Source organism: Tolypothrix bouteillei VB521301 (assembly GCF_000760695.4).
Lineage (GTDB): Bacteria > Cyanobacteriota > Cyanobacteriia > Cyanobacteriales > Nostocaceae > Scytonema > Scytonema bouteillei_A.
In genome coordinates, this window is sequence record NZ_JHEG04000001.1 from 3,176,952 (window position 1) to 3,198,041 (window position 21,090).

The following is a 21,090-nucleotide window of genomic DNA, read 5'->3' on the forward strand; positions in this document are numbered from 1 at the left end:
CTCAATCTAAAGTGCTTCCCCTTCACTGCGAATTAATTGCAAGTAGGCACCCTCGATATTCTTTAATTCTTCATGAGTTCCTCTTTGAACGACCTTTCCCCGCTCCAAGACAATAATTTCATCACAATCCCGGATGGTACTTAATCGATGCGCCACAATAATACAAGTACAACCTCGCTGGCGGAGTTTGCGGTCAATAATTTTTTCCGTCTCGGTATCAAGGGCGCTAGTAGCTTCATCCATCACTAAGATGGTGGGGTTATTTACTAAAGCTCGGGCTATTTCCAAACGCTGTCGCTGTCCTCCACTCAAGTTGCTAGCACCTTCTAGGAGATGGGTACTGTAACCTCTTGGCATTGAGAGCACAACATCATGAATCGCTGCGTCTTGACAAGCCCGCATAATGTAATTGTCAGGTACAGTGGTATCCCATAGAGTTAAATTGTCCCTAACACTGCCTGCAAACAGAAAAATATCCTGCTCCACCAAAGCAATCGAATTTGCAAGTACTTGGCGAGGAATTTGCCCTCTGAGTTTACCATCGAAGCAAATGTCACCTTCCCAAGGTTCATAGAGCCCACATACTAGTTTGGCAATTGTAGACTTGCCAGAACCGCTTCCCCCCACCAAAGCAACTCGCTGTCCCGGTTTGAGCGAAAGATTAAAGTTTTCAATCAAGGGAGGAGCAACACGGTTATACCCAAAAGTAATATTCTTTAACTCGACATATCCCTGTAATTTGGCATGAGATAGAGAAGGTGGAAGAGAAAGTAAACCATCATTTTCTCCCTGCTCCCTTGCTTTCTTACCCCCTTTCCTCTTATCCTTTTCCCCTTGTTCCAATTGCGAATCTATAGGGTTGCGTAAAACATCATCTAAACGATTCAAATCGCCTTCTACTTCTTGGAGGTTACTTCCAAGAGTCACAAGCTCGTTAACAGGTTGTAAAAATGCTTGCATTAAACTCTGAAAAGCCACTAGCATTCCAATGCTTAAATATCCATCTATCACCCGGAAACCGCCCACAACCAAAAGCAGCATGGAGGAAAGTGTGGAAAGAAAAGACGGTAGCACTCCTAAAGTTTGGTTTGTTACATCCATTTCCTGCTTGGCATTAATTGACTTAGCATAATAGCCAGCCCATCGGGAAAAGAAATCTGACTCCAAACCGGATGCTTTTAGTGTTTCCATACTCTGAAGACCAGAAATCGAAACTCCAGCTACTTTTCCTTCATCCTGTTGCAATCTCATATTTGCATCTACGCGCCATCTCCTCACCCATTGCAATGCAAGAAGATTGACAGCGACAAAGGCGATTCCAATCGAGGTTAAGACAGTGTCATACTGCAGCATGACAGCTGCGTAAAAAACAACTGTCACTGCTGCGATCGCTGTAGTCGCTAACTTACCTGAGAGAATGTCAGCTAACTTATCGTTCAGTTGGACGCGATTGCTAATTTCCCCAGCAAAGCGTTGGTCGTAAAAACTGACAGGTAGACGCAAAATATGCCATAGGAACTGACTGGACATCCCCACAGATAGCTTAATTTTCATGTGACGCAGGGATTGCAACTGTAGTAGAGTTAAAAATCCCATCAGCCCCGCTACAAGAACGATCCCCAAAATGAGCGGTCGCAACCAGTCGTTTCTACCCTCAATCAAAACATTGTCTATAAAAACCTGAGAGAATGTTGGTATTGCCAATCCGGGAATTACAAGCAGAAATCCTGCGAACACGGAGTAGGCTAGCGCCCCTCCAGACTTTTGCAGCCTTTGCCATAGAGCCAGGAGTGTATTGGGTTTGCGACCTCCTTTTTTAAACCCCGGACCGGGCTCGAGAACCAACACAACACCAGTATAGGCATCACTGAATTCTTGTAAAGAAACAGTACGCACTCCAGATGCGGGGTCGTTAAGATAAACTCGTTCCCTACCAAATCCTTCTACCACCAAATAATGGTTGAAGTTCCAAAATACAATATAGGGACATTCCAGTTCTTGCAAGGCTTCCAAATCTATTTTAAAACCTTTTGCCTTCAGACCATAACTTCTAGCAGCATTAAGAATATTAGAAGCTTTGCTTCCGTCTCGCGAGACTCCGCAGTCTTGACGAAGTCTTGAAAGTGCGACAATTCGACCATAATAACCTAAAATAATACCTAAGGCAGCAGCACCGCATTCCACTGCCTCCATTTGCAAAAGAGTCGGTGTACGACGCCGGATGCGCTTGCGCCAAAAAAATAAATTTCGTAGAAACATAGATTATTGGATACCGCTCCAGGATCTAAGGATGGGAAAGACAAAGGTGATGGGCGCTTGTTCCTCCACAGTCACTCGTACAGAGGTAGTAATTCCAGGAGACATTTTCATCTGCGGACCTTTAGAAGAAGACCACTTGTAGTGACTGAAGGTGGAAGTGTCTGGTTGAAGTTCGGCTATGACTTGGAGGTGAGGACCCTGAGTCATTAAACTTTCTACGATTTCGGGGTTGCCTATCATATTAGAGGCACCCTCTTTAGTAATAGGAAAAGAAGATACTTTCTTAACAGTGCCCACAATTCCGCCAAAGCGTTCTCGCTTAACTGTAGAGGGTGTAATTTGCAATGTCATACCCTTTTGAATCTTCTTGCCTTCGCTCACTGGAAAAAATGCAACGCTCGCTAGTTTAGCAGATGGCTCTTGCGCTTCTATTGACCCAATACGAGTTCCTTGACTGAGAATTTGTCCGGGAGTTATGGTAAGTTCCAAAATGCGTCCGGTATATTCGCTCTTTATATGGCTATTGTTATTTAATTGCAATTCTATTTGAGTAATATTCCGTTTTAATTCTTGAATTTGATTTTGTCGGGTAATTGCGGATTGAAAATTTTGCTCAGCCAGAATTTTTTCCTTACTATCTAGTTCTTTTAACTGGGTTTTAATATCAGCAATTTGGCTCCTATTTTCACGATAGGATTTTTCAGCTTGAACCTGATTGATATCCAATTGCTTTAACTGGTCTTCAAGATCGGCAATTTTTTTAATACCATCAAGGTAAGTTTGTTGCGCTTCTAAGAGCGTATCTTCTGAAATCGCCCCTTCGATCTTTAACTTTTTGCGCCGCTCGAGTCTGTCTTTGAGAGTAGGAGTCAAAGACTTAGATTCCAAAAGGCGTTGTTTGAGATTTTGTCGCTGTTGCTGAATTGCGCCTATGTCTTTATCCCTAATAATTGGAGTTAGGGACTGAGCTTCTACAAGGCGTTGTTGCAAGCTTTGGCGCTGCTGTTGCATTGCTATGATTTCCAGCTTGCTGCGTTGGGTTTGAAGCAAACTAGCATCCTGATTTTGAGCTTTGAGTTCTGCTAGCTTGGCATACTGCTGCAAAAGTTGTTTTTGCAGTTCTGATTGGGAGATTGTAGCTAGCACCTGTCCTTTCCTAACGAAATCCCCAACACGTACATTTATGCTTTGCAACTGACCGGAGCTTGATGCTTGAAACGTCACAACCTTGCTAGGATAAACAAGTACTCCCTGACCCGTAACGGTAATAGGGATACGACCCACGATACTCCAGCTTAGCCCTGCTGCAACCAGTGTGCCTAAAGCAGCCAACGGTAACCACTTCTTAGGGCTGACGACTTGCATCAGTTGATCTAGCTGTTCGGGAGAAGATGAATGTTCTAAAGCTTGTTGGCGAAACAAGTTATTTTTTGGAGTTACCATTATTTTTATTAGTTGTTAGTTGTGAGTTATTATTTGTTAATGATTAGTTGTTAATACGCAACTAAGCACTAACTATTCCCAAGAATTCTTTTTAACATCCAATCAAATCTGGCTCCAGCCAGTGCTACTTGAGCCAAAAAATCGGAACTCAGTTCATTTTCATATTTCAAGTTTTTATCTAAGGGCTGACCAGTGCTGTAAATAAGCCTGCCATAACCTAGCCGACTGACTATTGCCTGCTGTTTGTCTGCTAACAAAACTGCAAGCACTCGATAAAATCGCGCAGCAAAACTTACGTCATGCAACAATTTTGCTGCTAGTCTCCATCGAGGAATAGACAATACAAGAGAGTTTTCTAATGCTTTGACAGTAACAAAGGGTGGACGAGCTTCGACAAAGGGCGTTTCTCCTACTATCCCACCTCGAGATAATCTGCCGAACTCACGCTCTGGAGTTTCGCTGTTTTCTAAGCTTGAAAAAGCGCGAGCTAAGGGATTGCGCTCATCCTCAAAGACAGAAAGGGTCATTTTTCCATCTAATAGGATATGGAGTGCTTCAGCCGGTCTTCCTGCATGAATGAGGACAGATCCTGCAAAAATTCTGTTTACATTACCAGCGGCAATTAACCAATCGATATCACTATCATGCAATTGTGCAAAAATAAACAGGATTTCTCTAAGCTGGGGTTGAGCAAGAACAAGCGTGCTATGACCAAGTTGGTTGACTATCCTCTCCAATCTGTCTGCAAGCAGAATTGCACTTGCTCGGTAAAGATGGGCTGCAAAACTGACATCTTGTTGTAGTTTTGTCACTAATTCCTGTTGTGGAATCGATAGTATTAGGGACTTTTTTAGCGCTTTAACAGAAGTAGAGGGTTGATAAGCTTCTATAAAGGGCATTTCTCCCACTACCTCACCACTTGATATCAGCGCGATTTCACGCTCTGACATTTCGCCACCTTCTAAGGCGGCAAAAGCTCGACCTAATGGATTATCACTAGCTTGAGAGATGGAAACTGCCAAAGCACCATCTAACAGGATATGTAGTGCATTAACAGGCTGACCTTGACGGATAAGAACTCTACCGGGAGGAATTTCTTCTCTGATACCCGTCGCCAACATCCAGTCAATATCGCTATTACTAAGTTCTTTCAGTAGAACCTCTGTCATAATTTGACTCCCTTGAGTTTAAGAAGAGCGGGAGAATATCTTTGCTAATCACTTGCAGCCGTTTTTTAATAAAGGTAGGATGGGCAACGCTTGCCAATATGAAAACTAAGAGTTAGTGGGATATCGGCTTTGCGTTGTCCATACAGACTACACTCAATAGCGTTCTTGATAGCAGTGCAATATTGAACTTTAACAAGTGCAAGTGTTTGAACATGAGGAGCTTAGCACTTAATTCTCTACAGCTCTAGTCGTAGAAACATCATTTAGATCCAAGGCGATAAACTGAAAAGCAGAAGCAACTGCATTCATCGACTTGAGAACTAGTGTTGAACTGCGATCGGGGCCGGAATTGGTTAGGTGAGAAACAAACTTATGATTTTCCTCTGTACCTCCTGCTACAACCTCTAATTCTTGCTCTGTAAGCTCTACATCTGCACTGTCTTCAAAAACTTCATCTGACATAATGTTTCCTTTTTTTCAATTGTTATAGATTGATAAAATAGAGGCATTTATGAAAAGCTATTTTGGTTCAAAACGTATTGAACCCTGCCTAGAGTTTCTCTAACCTTTTCTGCCTCTTTTCTAGCTTGTTCGCCACTAGTAACACCACCAACAATATTATCTAAGTCACTATCATCTAATTCAAAAATTTGTTTGGAGTTACTGGAGAACTGATTCTGTTTTTGAAATTCATGATGGTTAGGCATAGTATTCCTCCTAATTGGAATTCATGAAAATGAAAACATTACTTTAGAATTGAGTAACTCGAAATTAATTTAGGAGTTTTCTCAATTCCTTTATGATTTCTATCCTAGAGGTTGAACTAAGAACAAACATCTGAAAAACGTCTTGATTCCTGCTTCAACAAAATAGATAAACCTTCTTTGACTAAAGTTGCTCCTACAAGTAAATCTGCTTATGACTTAAGTAGGAGGAAAAGTTCACAATATAACCAAGGCGCTTCCAAATCAAAAATTGGCTAAAATTTTTTGTGTGGGGAGAGGATCGCTGTGCGGGGCTTTTAGCCCGCCATTAGTATAGAACGGTTAAGGACACCCGTTCCACTTTCTGGAATTATTGATTTCCAGGAAATTATTAACACTCAGTATTATACGGGTTATACCGCAGAGGTGTACCAGAGAAGTTGCGTGCGGTGATACCGAATCCGTTTTTATCATCCCAATAAGCCCTAGTGATTAGAAATCACGGCTATACAAACGAAGTCCCTCCGGGTTCGCCAGTCCCCAGGGCGCGGGAAACCCGCCTGCTTTCCCTGGACTCACCGCCTGCGCGGACTCAATTATAAAAGGGGTATAAGACGCGGATTTAGTATGAGTCCAGTCTTATAGACGGGTTTCCCACACTCTAGCGCCCTTTCGATCGCGGGGTTGTGGGGATCTTCAAGGATGAGATATTGTTAGCTGAACCGTATTGAACCTTACTCAGTCAGAAACTGAAGATGAAGCAAAGATAAGTAAAATTTGCTACTAAAAAGTACTTTTACCAAAGGATGGCGATCGCATATCCGTTGCATCTTTTTCAACCCGTTTCTGTGCAACCTAGAAAAATGGCACAAGTGAGTTACAGGCAAAATAATTTAACAATCGGGAAAAATCGATTTCAAAGTTTTTGAGGTATGCTCTAACTTGGGTATAATCATTACTGGCAGACGGTATCAGCAGCGTAGAATTTCTTTTGTTTAGATATGAATCATAAATATGTCCAATTATAACACCATAATAGATACCATCATTCAACGAACAAAAGCATTTGAAGATAACCTTCCAGTAAAAAATAATGCTTGCCGCTCAAAATTCTTTTTTCACCCACAGCCTACTTCTAAAGTTTGCCTTTTCTTTCATGGATTTACAGCTGGTCCTTACCAGTTTGAACCAATAGGAAAAATCTTATTTGAAGCTGGTTATAATGTTTTAGTTCCCTTACAGCCCGGTCATGGAGTTGCAGGAAATTGGGATGGTCATAATCCGCCTCCTCTTCCTACGGAAGCAGAAGTTTATCAAGAATTTGCTCTTTATTGGTTAGAGGTAGCACAAACTTTAGGGGAGAAAATTATAGTAGGAGGACTCTCTACTGGGGGGAATATATCTGCTTGGTTATCCCTAGAACGTCCCCAAGCAATTAACAAAGCAATACTGTTTGCTCCTTATATTAGTGGGACTAATTCACTAGTAGATTTATTTATAGAAGTTGTACCAATTTATGTGGAATGGTTAAATAAGGATAATCCTGGAAATTTTGGATATCAAGGATTTCGCGTTCCGGCTTTACGGCTTTTTTTAGATCTGGGTGAAGAAACCCTCGAAAAGGTAAAAAACCAACCAATAGCACCAATTTTTGTGATTGTTGCGGAAAGCGATCGCGCAATTGAGCGTCGTGAATTAGAAGATTTGTTCAGAAATTCACTTCAACATCAACCAAAGTCCTGGTATTTCTCCTTTGATAAAATTTTTGATATTCCTCACACCATGATGACTAAATCTGAGGGTAATCAATACCAAGATTTACTCATTACTATAGCTAAATCTTATATTGAAAGCGATATTACTTGGTTTGAATTCATGGAAATTGGTCATCAGATACTGCAAGGAAAAACATTTGAAACTGCTGCGAAAACCCTAAATTTAACTCAACGAGTGTCTTCAGATTTGTCTGTTATGTTCGCTGTCATCAATAAGAAAATAATTATTGATAACGAATAGAATTCGTCGCTATACAAACAAAACCCACCTACGTGGGTTTCTCAAAATATTTGCAATTTCGCTACAATGTTTAGTAATTGTACTTTTCAATTTTTTGGTGGATGCCAACCAGCTAATACCCAGTAACTGCGAACTTCTATTGCATCGGGATCGTCACTCAGATGTAATACTGCAACTGTTGCCCGACCAGTTGGTGTTTTCCCAACAATACGCAAACCATCTTCACTCCAGTTAAAATGCTCGGACCATACTTGAGTGCGTGGGTTAAAAAGTTTGATAGTGTCTCCCGTTTCCGGATCGACCCCTGTAGTTTTATCACTTTTATAGCCATTGCATAGAGGACAAGCTAACCACAAATTTGATTCATCATTACTGCCTCCTTTGGAAATTGGGGTAAGATGTTCAATTTCCAAACGAGCCATAACTAGATGCTGAGGACTTAAGCAATAACCACAACGGTTACGGGCATCTTTCCGAACACGACGTTCTATTTCAATAGGAATGTAACTTCGAGTCATCGCCGTTAGTTGAGAGGAGGTTTTAATCCCCGTTCAACAGCGACTTTCAAAGCTTTTGCTTTACGCACCAATCCTCGTCGGTAGATCTGCATTAGTTCATCTAATTGGCTCACATCTAACTCATTAAGTTGACCTTCCCGGTTACGTGCCAAGAGATCGCTCAAAGACTCTTGCTGTTGAGGAACCATCTGTAGATCGCACAAAGCCAAAAGCTGTTCATTCGGCAATGACTCTACAGGTAAGTCAGTAATGGCGCGGTCAATGAATTCTACTAATACATCTTCAAGTCGTCGATGGGTAAGGGCAGCAAATTCTTTGACCTGTTGTGCTAGCATCTCAGGAAGTTCTATAGTGACGATTTCAACCATCTCTTACCAGCTTTGTCTTTTAACTTCCATTATAAACAAGAGTTACACGAGTATATAAAAGGTTTAAACTCGCAGCTACTCGAGTTGTTAAATACTAGCAGTGCTTGGGAATACTGAATGAGACGCAAGGGTTAACGATTAGCCAATGCTAGCTAATAACCTAATTTAGCAACTAGGAGAACATTGTGATACCAGTAACAGCAACATTTTTACTTGCAGATTGGATTGTCAAGGGATTGGCAGATGGAACTTTGGAACGAGTTGGAGGTGTGATTCGGTATGTTGCAACAAAACAAGTTGCTGCTTGGTTAAGAGATGTTCAACTAAATTCTTCTTCCTCTTCAAATAATCTCCTGAACTTAATATTGTCTGGAACAAACGCAGTTGGTTCGGTAGCTAATGCAGCTATTACAGGCACAGGACTTTCAAATGTCAATCAAAAACTAATTGGAGTAGAACAAGCAAGTTTAAGTAATCTTGTTATTTCAGGAGGAAACTTATTAGCAACAGCTGTTGGTGCGGCTGTGACAGGAAAAGAACTAGCTGATGTCAATCAGCGATTGGGTGGCATTGAAAATCAGTTAGGTGCTGTAGAGCACAGTCTACAACTTACTCAAGGGATTTTGCAAGTAACTACTGCTGCCAGTATGCTTAATCTTGGTATCTCGGTAATGGGTTTTGCTGTCATAGCACAGCGTCTTAAAGAATTAGAACAACGTCTACACCAAGCAGAAGAACTTTTAAACAAAATTAATCGTAAAATCGACATTGGCTATTATGCTAATTTTCGTGCTGCCCTAGATTTAGCTGTTAACGCTTTTACAATGAGCAAACCTGAAAATCGCAGAAGCAGCGCTTTACAAGCTATCAACCGCTTTTTAGAAGCAGAACACATTTACACTGGCTATACAGATACAGAACTAGAGCAAAAGAGCCAAATTGCTGACGAATATCTGCTAACGTTGTCTTTAGCCTATCTCGCTGAAGCACGTTGCTATTTGGAATTAGAAGAACATGAAACGGCGCTTCACCGCTTTCAGGAAGGGGCAAATGTTTTGCGATCGCGGATTCAAAAATACGTGGAACTTTTGTTAACCTCCAATCCATCTGCATATCTACTTCCTAAGTTTAAAGGTCAAATTGATTTGCGGAGATTGACTCGAATTTATCAATGGCTGGATCCAAACTTGGATGAAAATGATGTATTTGATATGCAACGTGAAAACCTGATTAAGCTAGTGCAAGACCCCAATCAATGGATAGATTCTTTACCAGCCGCAATTTTAACTCAAGTTGAAGTTAAAGGAGGTTGGTTCGGTCCCAATAAAGATGATTTGAAGCAAGAGGCTTACAAACGACTTCCTCAAATTTTGGAAGTCATAGAATCAATGGTTGAAACAAATCGCCGTTTTGAGGCATATCAATTAGAAGTACAAGCGATCGCAAAATTAGGAATAAGTTTTCATGAATGGCTTAAGTTAACTCCCACTACAGAAGAAAAACCAGACAGAGCAAATTTAATGTTTATCATTCCAAACCAACCAATAGAAGTGAAATTAGCTCGCTAAAGGAAAAATCCGCAGTCATGGAAATTTCACTATTTGCTTCAGATGTCAAGCAGTAGCAGCAATACCTGCGATCGCTATTTAATACTTGATAATGATTTTGATGGACTGCAAGATTTTCAAGAATGGTGGACACTGCCCACCATTCACTTCTACTACAATGTAGCTCCACTTTTTATACTGACTTTCCCTAACCCCACCTAAAATGTAAATGTCTTTTTAGTATTTTTAGGTGGGGACTGCGAGAAAGCATTACTGTTCAAAAACTGGTGTCATTAATTAATCTTGAACACAGACTCAACAGTGGACTTAATAGAATCCCGTGCATCTTTCAAAGTCTGGGCTATGGGATGCTTTGTTTGCAAAAAGACTCGCGCACAATTGCGTCCCGGCATTCCTGAAATGGAACCACCTGGATGAGTCCCCGCACCTGTCAGGAACAGATTTTCAATTGGTGTTTTGTAGTTCGCTATTTCTGGCAAAGGACGGAAAAATACCATTTGATCTAAGGTCATATCAATGTGGTAGTAATTCCCCTTATACGCACCCAATCTTTCTCCCAACTCTGCCGGACTTTCTACACGACGGGCTATTATTGCATCTTTCACATTCGGTGCGTACTCTGCTAATTTATCAACGACTCTATCTGCAACTTTATTCTTAAGTTCATCTGTCCAACCAGTACCTTTTAATCCCGTACCATTTGCATTGGCAATTTGATATGGGGCAAAAAACTCAATCCATACAGTGTGTTTTCCTGGTGGTGCCATTGATGGATCTAGCATTGTTGGCACTACTACGTACATGGATGGGTCGGAATCTGGAATTTCTCCCAAAGTACATTTACTATGAGCCTGCTCTACATGGGCGATAGAATCAGCAATTAATACAGAGCCAATGAGATATTCATCTCTATGTTGGTAGCGTTCAAAACGTGGAGCTTCGTTTAAAGCTAAATCTATCTTGAGGATCGTTTCGTTGTTATTGACAATGCGGCGTTCTAATCTTTCTCTAAGATTGGGATCGGCTGCGTCTACATCGCTTGTATCCATTAATTGTAAAAAGAGTCGCTTGGCATCAATATTAGAGATAACTCCATATTTAGCACGATACTCCGTACCGTTTTCAACTTGTACGCCGACTGCACGACCATCATCTATCAAAATCTTCTTAACTTGTCGATCCGTTAAGATTGTACCGCCCTTACTTGTTACTAAATTAACGAGAGCTTGTACTAATGCCCCAGTACCACCACGAGGTCTTGCCATACCGGGGTCGTGACGCATTGCCATCATAATTGCACCAATAGCAATGGTTTTCTGTGAGGGTGGCGCACCTAATTCAGCAGCGAGTCTTGCAAGGGGTGCTTTCAAAAATTCTGAATCAAACCACTCATTGAGAAGATCTTCTGCGCTGGTCATCATGTTGCGAATAAAATCCAGCGTTTTGTTAGGAGAACCTATCACTGAAAATAAATCTTTTATCTTTGCAATATCGTAATTGCCTAGTATATCTAATACTGATTTTGGTGGTGCGTTAAACATGGGAATCATTGCACCAAGTGCTCGCTGCCAATAATTTGTAAATTCTGCGTATTTTTTGGCATCGCGATCGCTATAACGAGCGATTTCTGCACAAGTTTTTTCTAAAGATTTATGACCTAAGAAATACTTTCCATCAGGATGGGGACAGAAAACAACTGGATCGCACTCTAAATATTCTAAGCCGTACTTGTGAAGCTCTAATTCTTCTACAACTGGTCCTAAGTGAATAAATTCGTGGTCAATAGCACACAAGTTAAACTTAAATCCTGGTGCTTCCTTTGGCAAACATTCTTCTGTTGTTGCTGCACCACCGGGAACAGAACGCTTTTCCAATAGCAAGACGCTGTAACCCGCTTTTAACAAGTACGCAGCACAAACTAACCCGTTGTGTCCTGCTCCAATAATTACAACATCATACGTTTGCATAATTTATTTCAAGCCTCTCGATATACTTCAGATATTAGAAAATCCTCAGTCACCTTTCATCGCTCGTGAGTTAGAAAAATTAACCTTTAGGAAGATACCGCATTCAGATCCCCGACTTCTTAAAGAAGTCGGGGATCTGAATGCAGTCGAGATTAGTCAAGGTTAACCCTTAACATTACTAAACCTAAAAGCTACATTCAAAAATTCAATTTCCCAATTTTAAGCTTTCAGTTACTGCTTGCCGATCGCTCTACGAAGGTAGATGTTTTACATAAGCTTCTACCAAAAGTATTAAGCTTTCCTTTTGTACTTTCATCTCTTTCACTCTTATAGCCATATCCTCAAATACAAAATATGGTAGAGCAAGCAGTTCTTTTACCTTTTCCATTAAAGCAACAACTATATCTAGAGCTATCCCTTCTCCCTCCGTGCAGTTGAAATTTTCTAGCATCACGGGTTTATCCTGAGTCCGGGGACTAGCCATTGCTGCAAAACATACCGATTGAGTCTTACCTCGATCTTGTACCAGGATTTTTCCATTAAACGTCATCTTACCATTTCCTGGCAAGTAAATCTGTATTTCTTGTGGCTTAAGGGTGACAATTCTGTCATCTACATTCAAATAAAAATCTGGTATTTTGCTGCGAATGTAGTTTGACTTCAAAGCATTGTTTATATCTGCTTCTGCAAGCACAACACGAGCAGTTGCATTGACTGGTTTGTTAAGCTCAACTTGACCAAACAGAGCACTTAAAGGATTAACAGAAATACCATCTGTTTGCAGTACTAATTCCTGCAAGCGGATATCTTTTATAACTAGCCCTCGACCTGCAACCGAAACTCCATCAGCTTCTCCCTGAATTATCTTCAGCAGATCTGTTTGTACGTCTACTTCTATTTTGTCTGCACTATCCATCTGCTGAGATAGCGTCTTTTCTGCAACTTGTGACAGCATTTGTTCTTCAATTTTTTGCTGTTCCAACATAAATTCACTATCTCCTACCCTACATCTCTTATCGCCTAATTTAGACGTGGATAGTTAGGAAGTGTATCTGCATGAAGATATAGAAAATCTCATCCATCGCTAATACTTTTTATAACCATCTTAACGCCCCCTGAAGGAACAATGGTAATTCCCCTACGCACTGGATGTACTGGACGATTGTCAGCCAGTTCTAATTGAAAGCGCATCAAAATTGTTGCCAACACTAATTTTAGCTCGTACATGGAAAATGCTGTACCAATGCAACCGCGATAACCTCCACCAAAAGGCAAATATTCATAAGGCGAAAATTTCCGCTCTAAAAATCTCTCCGGGAGAAATTTTTTTGGTTCTGGATAAGTTTCAAGACGCTGATGTGCTAAGTAGATACAGGGAACTAAAACTGTTCCAAATTCATATTTCTGACCTGCAATCTCTACTTTATCTTTAACCATTCTTGGGGTGCAAATTAAGGCAATGGGATGCACTCTCAGAGTTTCTTGGCAAACAGCACTCAAATAGGGAAGTTGAGTTATGTCTTCAGGAGAGGCTTTACTGTCCAAACTATTTAGTTCTTTTAACAAATTATCTTTGACTTGTGGGTGAGAGTGAATTAAATAAAATACCCAAGTTAAAACAGCAGCTGTAGTTTCATATCCTAAAAGTAATAGTGAGACTAATTGGTCGCGTAACTCTATATCTGTCATTTTTTGCCCGTCTTCGTCACTCGCTGACATTAACAGGCTGAGAACATCTGTGCGAGAATTACTGTCTAAATTCTTATTTTCCACCCGGCGTTCGGAAATTTCTGCATAAATGAGTTTATCAATGTCCTCAATCCGTTTTTTGTAATTTCCCCAAGGACTCCACGTACCTAAATCTTTCTGGAGTGGTGGAAAGAAAAAGAAAGTAGAGTATAATGGTTTTGTAATATCTTCTAGTAATGAAGTTAATTTTTTTCTAAGTTGTTGATAGCGATCGCCTGGACGAAGACCAAAGACAACTTGCAGAATAATTTGCAAAGTGATATCTGGCATAATTTTTTGCATAGAAACTATTGTCCCTACTTGCCAGTTTTGTGTGGCTTCTTCTGTTATATTGCAAATAGCTTCACCGTAAGTTTTCATGCGATCGCCATGAAAAGGTGGCATTAATAACTGACGCTGTCGGTTGTGCGATCGTCCTTCTTGTAAAACTATAGAATTTGAGCCAAACAAAGGTTCAAACACATGAGTCGCTTTTTTAAAATCCAACTCTTTAGCTGGTACTGCGAAGCACTCTGCAATGGCTTGAGGATGACTAAAAAATACCACAGGTGGAGAATTCAGTCCTAATACTCGGACTGAGAAAGGGTCACCATATCGAGCAGCACTGTTTTCTAAGAACTTTATCGGGTTGATTATTAATTGGATTGTTTGTAATAACGGTAATTTCATAATAAATTTTTTGATTTTTACCCCGGCGAATAGAATTCGCGGCTATACAGGCGAAACCCACCTACGTGGGTTTCAAAATCTCCAACCGTTAGTCCGCGTATAGCCCTTACGGGCATAGCCTGCGGCATCGCGTAGCGTGCGCTTTGCGCTTAGGCGGACTTTGTTTGTATAATACCGGATTCTATTCGCCGAAAATTTTTCCTTTTGAACCGCACCAGGCGCAGAGTACGCAGAGGACAGAGGTGAGGGAGATAGAACACTTAACCGGAAATAGATTCCAAAAGTTGAGATTTAATGCTATGCGGACTTGCAACTGCCATTTCTATGGGACGATGAGGACCTGTGACTAATCCACGACGTTTTGGTTTAATATCATCTTTTGTAACTAACGCCAAGTCAAGTTGAGACAGAATTGTTGCTAACACCACTTTCATCTCAAATTGAGCAAATGCAGTACCAATGCAGCGCCTGACACCACCGCCAAAAGGTAAATATTCGTATGGCGAAAATTGCCTTTCTAAAAAACGTTCTGGTTTAAACTGCTTGGGTTCGGGATATAAGTCCTCGCGCTGATGTGTGAGGTAAATTGAGCCAAGTAGAATTGTACCGGGTTCGAGGTCGTAACCGCACATTGAGACAGGGGTTTTGACTACCCTTGGAAAGGTCAGCATTCCTACTGGATAAATCCGGAGAGTTTCACAGCACACAGCATTGAGGTAGGGTAGTTTCAACACGGTACTATAATCCAAGCGAGCGCTCAACGAATCGAGTTCTGCTTGCAGTTTTTCTTTGACTTCTGGTAGCTTGTGAATCCAGTATATTGCCCAAGTTAAGGCTGTTGCGGTTGTTTCGTGACCGGCTGTAAGTAAGGTCACTAACTCGTCGCGTAATTCTTCATCTGTCATCGGCTGACCATCTTCATCTGTAGCAGCCATAAGCAAGCTTAGGATATCAGTGCGGGATGCGTCTGGTTTTTCTCGTCGTTCTTGAATTTCCTCTTGTAGAAGTTGGTGAACTTTTGCTCGATTGCGAAGAAATCTTCCCCAAGGGCTTTGCGGTCCCAAATCTTTTTGTAAAGCAGGAAAATAGAGTTGAAGAACTCTTATAGGAGTATTTTCGCGTTCATCTAACAACAAACATAAAGTTTTTTCTATTTCTTCAGCGCGATCGCTATCATACAATCCAAATACGGCTTGCATGATAACGCGCAAAGCAATTGTTTGCATTGCATTTCTCAGAGAAAATGGCTTATCTATTTGCCATTGACTCATAACTTCTTCAGTAACTTTGCTCATCACTTGTCCGTAGACTTTCATTCTGTCACCGTGAAATGGAGGCATTAATAATTGCCGTTGTCTTCGGTGTGCTTCTCCGCTTAAAGTAATTACGGAATTCTTCCCAAGCATTGGTTCAAACACAGTATTCCAATCGCTAGGTGCTTCAAATTCTTTTGTATCACTAGTTAATATTTGTTGTAGCGCTTGAGGATTGCTAACAAAAACAACTGGTTGCATCAAGTTTAGTGTAAAAATGTCACCATAGCGTTTGGCACAGGCTTCCATTTGCGCCATAGGGCTGAGAATCCAATGTAGAATTTGGATAAGACCTGGAGTTCGGACAGTGTTTGGTAGTTTCATCATATCTTGTTATCTCACCGACTTTTTTACCAATGAAACTAACTTTAGATAAACATTTTTTTTGAAGTTGATAGATTGGCTACTTATCAGAATTCTATTTTATTTGTAAAATTTTTGAAGTTGGTGCAATTTCAACAGGTAATGAGTGTACCTTCGCTCCGGATTGAAAGGGAGAGAGGAATTAATGCTTGACTGAGTAAAATTATCAACTTAAGGTTGTTGTACTTCACAACTAGTTAATCCCTTAGCTCTTTTATATTAGTATCAACTGCCACCATGCCATGATTCCTCTATACCCTGACGAATAGCATCATCCATTTCTTCAACAGTTTTTGGTGTTCCTTGGTATTTTAAGCATCCAGCAACATCAGCCAGTGTTGTTTCTAAAAAAGGTTTTTTTGGTTTCAGAAGAATTCCGTCACCCATATCAATTGCTATCAGTTCCTGTTCTACTTCCCAGCCATGAGACTTTCGCAATGGTTCGGGAATTATTACTTGTCCTTCATTGGATATTTTTGTGATTTCCATAATTGAGATCGGGGAACATATAATTATCCTATTGAAATTATAGCAGTATAAGCGTCACCTAATAGCTTCCATTTATTACATGGCTCTATTTTATTTTTGAAATAAATGAACTGTAAATACGCAAAGGTTACAAAGAAAAATTACAGAGGTTTTTCTACCAATTCCAAGGAGGATGTGCTGGGGATTGGTTTAGTTTTATGTTGATTTTTAATTACTAATTCAATGGGACGATTGGGACCTGTTACTAAACCGCGACGTTTTGGTTTAACTTCATGATAATTGACTGAAGCTAAGTTATAAGTTGATAGAATTTTTGCCAGCACGAGTTTCATTTCAAATTGAGCAAAGGCTAAACCAATACAGCGCCTAATTCCACCACCAAATGGTAAAAATTCATAAGGTGAAAATTGCTTTTCTAGAAAACGTTCTGGCTTGAAATTTTCTGGTTCGGGGTATGTTTCTTGACGTCGGTGAGCAAGGTAAATCGATCCAATTACGTCTGTACCGGGTTCTATTGTGTGTCCCATGAGTGAAACTGATGTTTGAGCAACTCGTGCAAAGGTCAGCATTCCTACTGGGTAAATACGTAAGGTTTCACAGCAAACTGCATTGAGGTAGGGGAGTTTAAAAACAGTCATGGGATCTGGATTTTCGCCTAAGTTATCTAGTTCTTGCAGCAATTGTTCTCGAACTGCAGGCAATTTGTGAATCCAGTACAACGCCCAGGTTAAAGCTGTGGCTGTTGTCTCGTGTCCTGCTGTCAGTACAGTGATGAGCTCGTCGCGCAACTGTTCATCGGTCATTTGTTCTCCCATTTCATCTCTTGCAGCTACGAGCATACTGAGAATATCTGTACGCAAGCAGTTACCCTGCTTGCGACGCTCTTGAATTTCTGAGTAAATCAGTTCGTCTGCTTTTTGCTGACGGCGCATTCCTTTTTCCCAGAGCCACGAACCTGGATAACTCATTCTTAATGCTGGGAAAAACAGCAAAGTCATGGATAGCAGGGAACTCCCTCGATCTAAGATCGCAGCTAACAGTTGCTCTAATTGTTGGGCGCGGGAACTGTTGTACAGTCCAAACACGGCTTGTATGATTACGCGTAAGGTTATGGCTTGCATTGCAGAACGAGCACAAAAAGGTTTACCGATTTGCCATTGGCTCATTATCTGTTCTGTTACATCGTTAATGACTTGTCCGTAGCTTCGCATCCTATCACCATGAAAAGGAGGCATTAATAATTGCCTTTGACGCTGATGTGCTTCTCCACTTAAGGTGAAAACCGATTGTTTCCCAACTAGGGGTTCAAATTCTGTATTTAACTCTCCTGGAGATGTAAACTTTTCTGTATCGTTGGTTAAAATTTCTTGCAAGGCTTGGGGATGACTCGTGACTACCAAAGGTGGAGTGTTGCGACCTAACTGGAGAGTAAATATGTCGCCGTAGCGTTTGGCGCATTCTTCCATCTGTGACAAGGGAGTGAAAATCCACTCCAATAGCTGTACCGAAGGTGGCTTCTGCACCGGATTTGGTAGTATCATAAATTTTCTTATATAAAAATCTTTTTACTGAACCTACCATAAAGCCATTCAATTATGTGATGCACGACATTCAAGATTATTATCGTTGTATGACTAAATAGTAATTTATTCTGACAACATGAAAGTTGTAAAATTTTTGTTAAATTGAACAAGCATTTATTTTGCCTCTTCAGAACACTTCGATAAAGGTACTCAGCATGACAGCAACTACCCCAAAGGAAACTTCAACGGCTCCTAATTTTTGTGAAGGAATTCAATACTTTGGCGGAGCTATCCCAGGTTTTGAAACTTATGGCAAAATACCAGCAGTAGATTCGGGTGATTGTGCGATCGCCAATGCCTCAGATCCAGCAGCTGTCTTCCAAACCTTACTTGCTGCTGATGCTTTGCGCTATCTAACATTGCAAATTACTGGTAGTAAAGCCTCCGGACACCCTGGTGGGTTTGCCAGCCAAGCGGAAGCTTACGCATCGCTTGTCATGCTCGGTTACAAAAATATTATTACCGAAGTGGGACATCATGCCCCTGGCTTTTACAGTGCCATGTTCTTAGATCGTTCGTTAGAGGACATGGGAATTTACACGGTGCAGCAATTGCGCGATCGCTTCCGAGAAAAGCACGGGTTGTTAGGGCATCTCTCCGGCTACATTCCCGGTATTTTAGCACCTGCTGGTCCTTTAGGACAGGGGCAACATTTTGCAATGGCGGCTGCGCTGCTGCACAAAGACAAGCTTTTTCCCTTTACCATTGGCGATGGTGGGTTGGGCGAACCTTATGTCATGAGTTCAATGGCGCACTTCCACACCGCTTTTCCTGGCGTGACTAATTTCTTACCTGTGTTGGTATGGAACGGTTACAGTCAAGAACACCACAGCATGGTATCTCTCAAAACTAACCAACAGATGCTCGAATACTGGCGGGGTAACGGTTTTGAGGAAGTCGTGTTAGTTGATGCTAAAGATTTTGACGACACAAACCAATCGGGAGATTATGTTGACAGTACTGCTTTTTCCTTTGAGAAGAGGTTAGCGTTTACTCAAGCTGTACTCTCAGGGGTGGATAAAGCTGCGCGTTCGGCGTTGGGGGGTAAGCTGACTGTTTTTATTATCAAACAACTCAAAGGCGCGGGAGTTCACGCACGAGGTGCTAAGTCTCACAACCTCTATCCGAAAGATACTTTAGACGCACCCCACATTGTTAGTGCTTTGAAAGAACGAGCTTTACCTGTAGAAGCTTGGGAATTGGTAAGAACAAATTGCGAGCGTGCGGGTGGGGGTCCTGCAGCGAAGACTGTTGTGACAGAATTTGAATATCCTTTGCCAGATTTAGGCAAATTGCCTTTAGAAGAATACGCTGTTGGAGGGGAAGCAAAAGTTTCTACCACAGCCATGGGACAATTGGTAGCAAAAGTTGGACAGATAGACAGTCACTTCCTTGTCACCAATGCTGATGGTAACGAAGCATCTGGGATCGGTAATATTAACCAAGCACTGAAGATCATTCACCCCACCACTGACGATCTATACAACCAAACACCCAACGGACAAGTTTACGAACCTTTGAGTGAAGATGCTTGTGCGGGGTTAGCTGTTGGCTTGTCTTTAATGGGTGCGAGAACGTTATGGTGTTCTTATGAATCTTTTGCTATCAACGGGTTACCTATTTGGCAAACTGTGACCCAAGCAATGGCAGAATTGCGCCGTCTTACACCTTCGACTATTACGTTATTTACTGCTGGTGCGTTGGAGCAAGGGCGCAATGGTTGGACTCACCAACGTCCGGAAATTGAAGCTTATTTTGCTTCTATGATGCGGAACGGTAATGTGTTTCCTGTTTTTCCTCCGGATGCTAATAGCATTCAAGTTTGTTATGACTGGGCGCTAACAACTAAGAATAAGGGAATTGTCATTACTGCTAGTAAATCTCCTTTACCCATTCGCACGACTTTTGAACAAACTCGTCAGGGATTGCATGATGGTGCGATCGCATTGCATGAAACTTCTGGTAAGAAGAAAGTTGTTTTTGCTGTAATTGGCGATATGACTTTAATACCAGTGTTTGAAGCTGCTGCTTCCTTAGAACAAGAGGGTATTGGAGTTAAGATAGTTTCTGTTATTAACCCGCGTCGTTTGTATCGTCTTGGTGATACGGCTTGGGATACCTGTTCCGAACCTGATGGCGATTTTGTAAGCGATGAAAAATTTGCTGAATTGTTTGATGGTGATGCTTTGATTGGTGTAACTGGTGGTGCTAGTGCTATGCTTGAACCTATTATGTTGAGAAGTACTAGTAAGCGTGATACTTTCGCTTGGAAGCGTGGAGAAACAACTGCAAGTGCTGGCGAATTGATGGCGTTTAATGGTTTAACTGCTGCGGCTTTAAAGAAACGGGGGCTTGAGTTGGTAGGTTAAGTTTTGATTTTGAGCTACAGATGCACGCAGATGAACGCGGATAAATTAGCGTTTTATGCGTGTATCTGTAGTTTTATTAAGGACTTCCAAATTAAAAAATCTCTAAATTTTTCTTGTATCATAGGATTAGTGTCCGTCTTAAAAATAGGCAGGAAAAGACGCTCACTTCGCAATAGGGGATAATTTACTTCTTGGAAATTCCTTCGATTTAACTATATATTGCACCTGATGCTCAATTTGGTACAAATTATTTATGAAATTCAAGGTGATTTTTACATTTGATTCGGAATATGAAGGGTATGTTGCTGAAGTTCCTGAACTTCCTGGTTGTGTAAGTCAAGGTAAGACGTTGGATGAAGCGATTGAAAATATTAAGGATGCGATTAAAGGCTATCTTCACGTTGAAGCCAAGCACGGTAAGCCCTATGTTCCAAAAGAATCTCAAACCTTTATTGGGGAAGTCATAGTTTGAAGAAGGCAGAAGTACGAAGGCAGAGGGCAGAAGGTTCCATTTAGAAGGGGATTCAGACCCCTCCTAAATGG

The 21,090-nt window shown here is 41.1% G+C and carries 18 protein-coding genes; 5 read left to right on the plus strand and 13 right to left on the minus strand.

Going from position 1 to position 21,090, the window contains the following annotated elements:
• Positions 1–6 precede the first annotated feature (6 nt).
• The 5 genes from HC643_RS12660 to HC643_RS12680 all read right to left on the minus strand — a co-directional run bounded on the left by HC643_RS12660 (position 7) and on the right by HC643_RS12680 (position 5,578).
• Positions 7–2,259, minus strand: coding sequence for an NHLP family bacteriocin export ABC transporter peptidase/permease/ATPase subunit (locus HC643_RS12660; protein ID WP_038078767.1), 2,253 nt, complete (start codon positions 2,257–2,259; stop codon positions 7–9).
• 3 nt (positions 2,260–2,262) lie between these two features.
• A complete protein-coding gene (locus HC643_RS12665) occupies positions 2,263–3,702 on the minus strand; it encodes an NHLP bacteriocin system secretion protein (protein WP_038078765.1) in 1,440 nt (479 codons plus the stop codon).
• 68 nt (positions 3,703–3,770) lie between these two features.
• The gene (locus HC643_RS12670; RefSeq protein WP_038078764.1) at positions 3,771–4,871 is read right to left on the minus strand and encodes a cyclic nucleotide-binding domain-containing protein; all 1,101 of its coding nucleotides are present in this window, start codon (positions 4,869–4,871) and stop codon (positions 3,771–3,773) included.
• A gap of 228 nt (positions 4,872–5,099) precedes the next feature.
• Complete coding sequence (locus HC643_RS12675; protein ID WP_038078763.1) at positions 5,100–5,333, minus strand: hypothetical protein; 234 nt, start codon at positions 5,331–5,333, stop codon at positions 5,100–5,102.
• 47 nt (positions 5,334–5,380) lie between these two features.
• Complete coding sequence (locus tag HC643_RS12680) at positions 5,381–5,578, minus strand: hypothetical protein (RefSeq protein WP_038078761.1); 198 nt, start codon at positions 5,576–5,578, stop codon at positions 5,381–5,383.
• 1,011 nt (positions 5,579–6,589) lie between these two features.
• Here HC643_RS12680 and HC643_RS12685 point away from each other — a divergent pair.
• Positions 6,590–7,591: an alpha/beta hydrolase gene (locus HC643_RS12685; RefSeq protein ID WP_038078760.1), complete on the plus strand. Its 1,002-nt coding sequence runs from the start codon at positions 6,590–6,592 to the stop codon at positions 7,589–7,591.
• A gap of 86 nt (positions 7,592–7,677) precedes the next feature.
• Here the strand turns inward: HC643_RS12685 and HC643_RS12690 are convergent, their stop codons facing one another.
• Together HC643_RS12690 and HC643_RS12695 are read right to left on the minus strand one after the other, a co-directional pair.
• On the minus strand, positions 7,678–8,109 hold the full coding sequence (locus HC643_RS12690) for an HNH endonuclease (protein ID WP_038078759.1): 432 nt from the start codon (positions 8,107–8,109) through the stop codon (positions 7,678–7,680).
• 5 nt (positions 8,110–8,114) lie between these two features.
• Positions 8,115–8,477 carry a hypothetical protein gene (locus HC643_RS12695; RefSeq protein ID WP_038078758.1) on the minus strand — a complete coding sequence of 121 codons (363 nt, stop codon included), beginning with the start codon at positions 8,475–8,477 and terminating at the stop codon, positions 8,115–8,117.
• A 185-nt stretch (positions 8,478–8,662) separates the two neighbouring features.
• On the opposite strand from HC643_RS12695, the gene HC643_RS12700 reads away from it, so the two are divergent.
• Together HC643_RS12700 and HC643_RS12705 are read left to right on the plus strand one after the other, a co-directional pair.
• On the plus strand, positions 8,663–10,045 hold the full coding sequence (locus HC643_RS12700) for a collagen-like triple helix repeat-containing protein (RefSeq protein ID WP_237265873.1): 1,383 nt from the start codon (positions 8,663–8,665) through the stop codon (positions 10,043–10,045).
• A gap of 42 nt (positions 10,046–10,087) precedes the next feature.
• Positions 10,088–10,246, plus strand: a complete 159-nt coding sequence (locus HC643_RS12705) for a hypothetical protein (RefSeq protein WP_153021457.1) — start codon at positions 10,088–10,090, stop codon at positions 10,244–10,246.
• Between the two features lie 71 nt (positions 10,247–10,317).
• Here the strand turns inward: HC643_RS12705 and crtO are convergent, their stop codons facing one another.
• The 6 genes from crtO to HC643_RS12735 all read right to left on the minus strand — a co-directional run bounded on the left by crtO (position 10,318) and on the right by HC643_RS12735 (position 18,136).
• The gene (gene crtO / locus HC643_RS12710) at positions 10,318–12,012 is read right to left on the minus strand and encodes a beta-carotene ketolase CrtO (protein WP_038078756.1); all 1,695 of its coding nucleotides are present in this window, start codon (positions 12,010–12,012) and stop codon (positions 10,318–10,320) included.
• A gap of 250 nt (positions 12,013–12,262) precedes the next feature.
• The gene (locus HC643_RS12715) at positions 12,263–12,997 is read right to left on the minus strand and encodes an LmeA family phospholipid-binding protein (protein WP_038078755.1); all 735 of its coding nucleotides are present in this window, start codon (positions 12,995–12,997) and stop codon (positions 12,263–12,265) included.
• 89 nt (positions 12,998–13,086) lie between these two features.
• Entirely contained in the window at positions 13,087–14,430 is a 1,344-nt protein-coding gene (locus tag HC643_RS12720) for a cytochrome P450 (RefSeq protein WP_038078754.1), read from the minus strand.
• Positions 14,431–14,690: 260 nt separating this feature from the next.
• The gene (locus HC643_RS12725) at positions 14,691–16,067 is read right to left on the minus strand and encodes a cytochrome P450 (protein ID WP_038078753.1); all 1,377 of its coding nucleotides are present in this window, start codon (positions 16,065–16,067) and stop codon (positions 14,691–14,693) included.
• Positions 16,068–16,331: 264 nt separating this feature from the next.
• Positions 16,332–16,595: an AbrB/MazE/SpoVT family DNA-binding domain-containing protein gene (locus tag HC643_RS12730; RefSeq protein ID WP_038078752.1), complete on the minus strand. Its 264-nt coding sequence runs from the start codon at positions 16,593–16,595 to the stop codon at positions 16,332–16,334.
• Positions 16,596–16,735: 140 nt separating this feature from the next.
• Positions 16,736–18,136 (minus strand): cytochrome P450, encoded by a 1,401-nt coding sequence (locus HC643_RS12735; RefSeq protein ID WP_038078751.1) that lies wholly within the window; start codon positions 18,134–18,136, stop codon positions 16,736–16,738.
• Positions 18,137–18,333: 197 nt separating this feature from the next.
• Between HC643_RS12735 and HC643_RS12740 the strand changes: the two genes are divergently transcribed.
• Positions 18,334–20,547 (plus strand): phosphoketolase family protein, encoded by a 2,214-nt coding sequence (locus HC643_RS12740; protein ID WP_038078750.1) that lies wholly within the window; start codon positions 18,334–18,336, stop codon positions 20,545–20,547.
• A gap of 253 nt (positions 20,548–20,800) precedes the next feature.
• Positions 20,801–21,019, plus strand: coding sequence for a type II toxin-antitoxin system HicB family antitoxin (locus HC643_RS12745; RefSeq protein ID WP_038078748.1), 219 nt, complete (start codon positions 20,801–20,803; stop codon positions 21,017–21,019).
• The last annotated feature ends 71 nt before the right edge of the window (positions 21,020–21,090 follow it).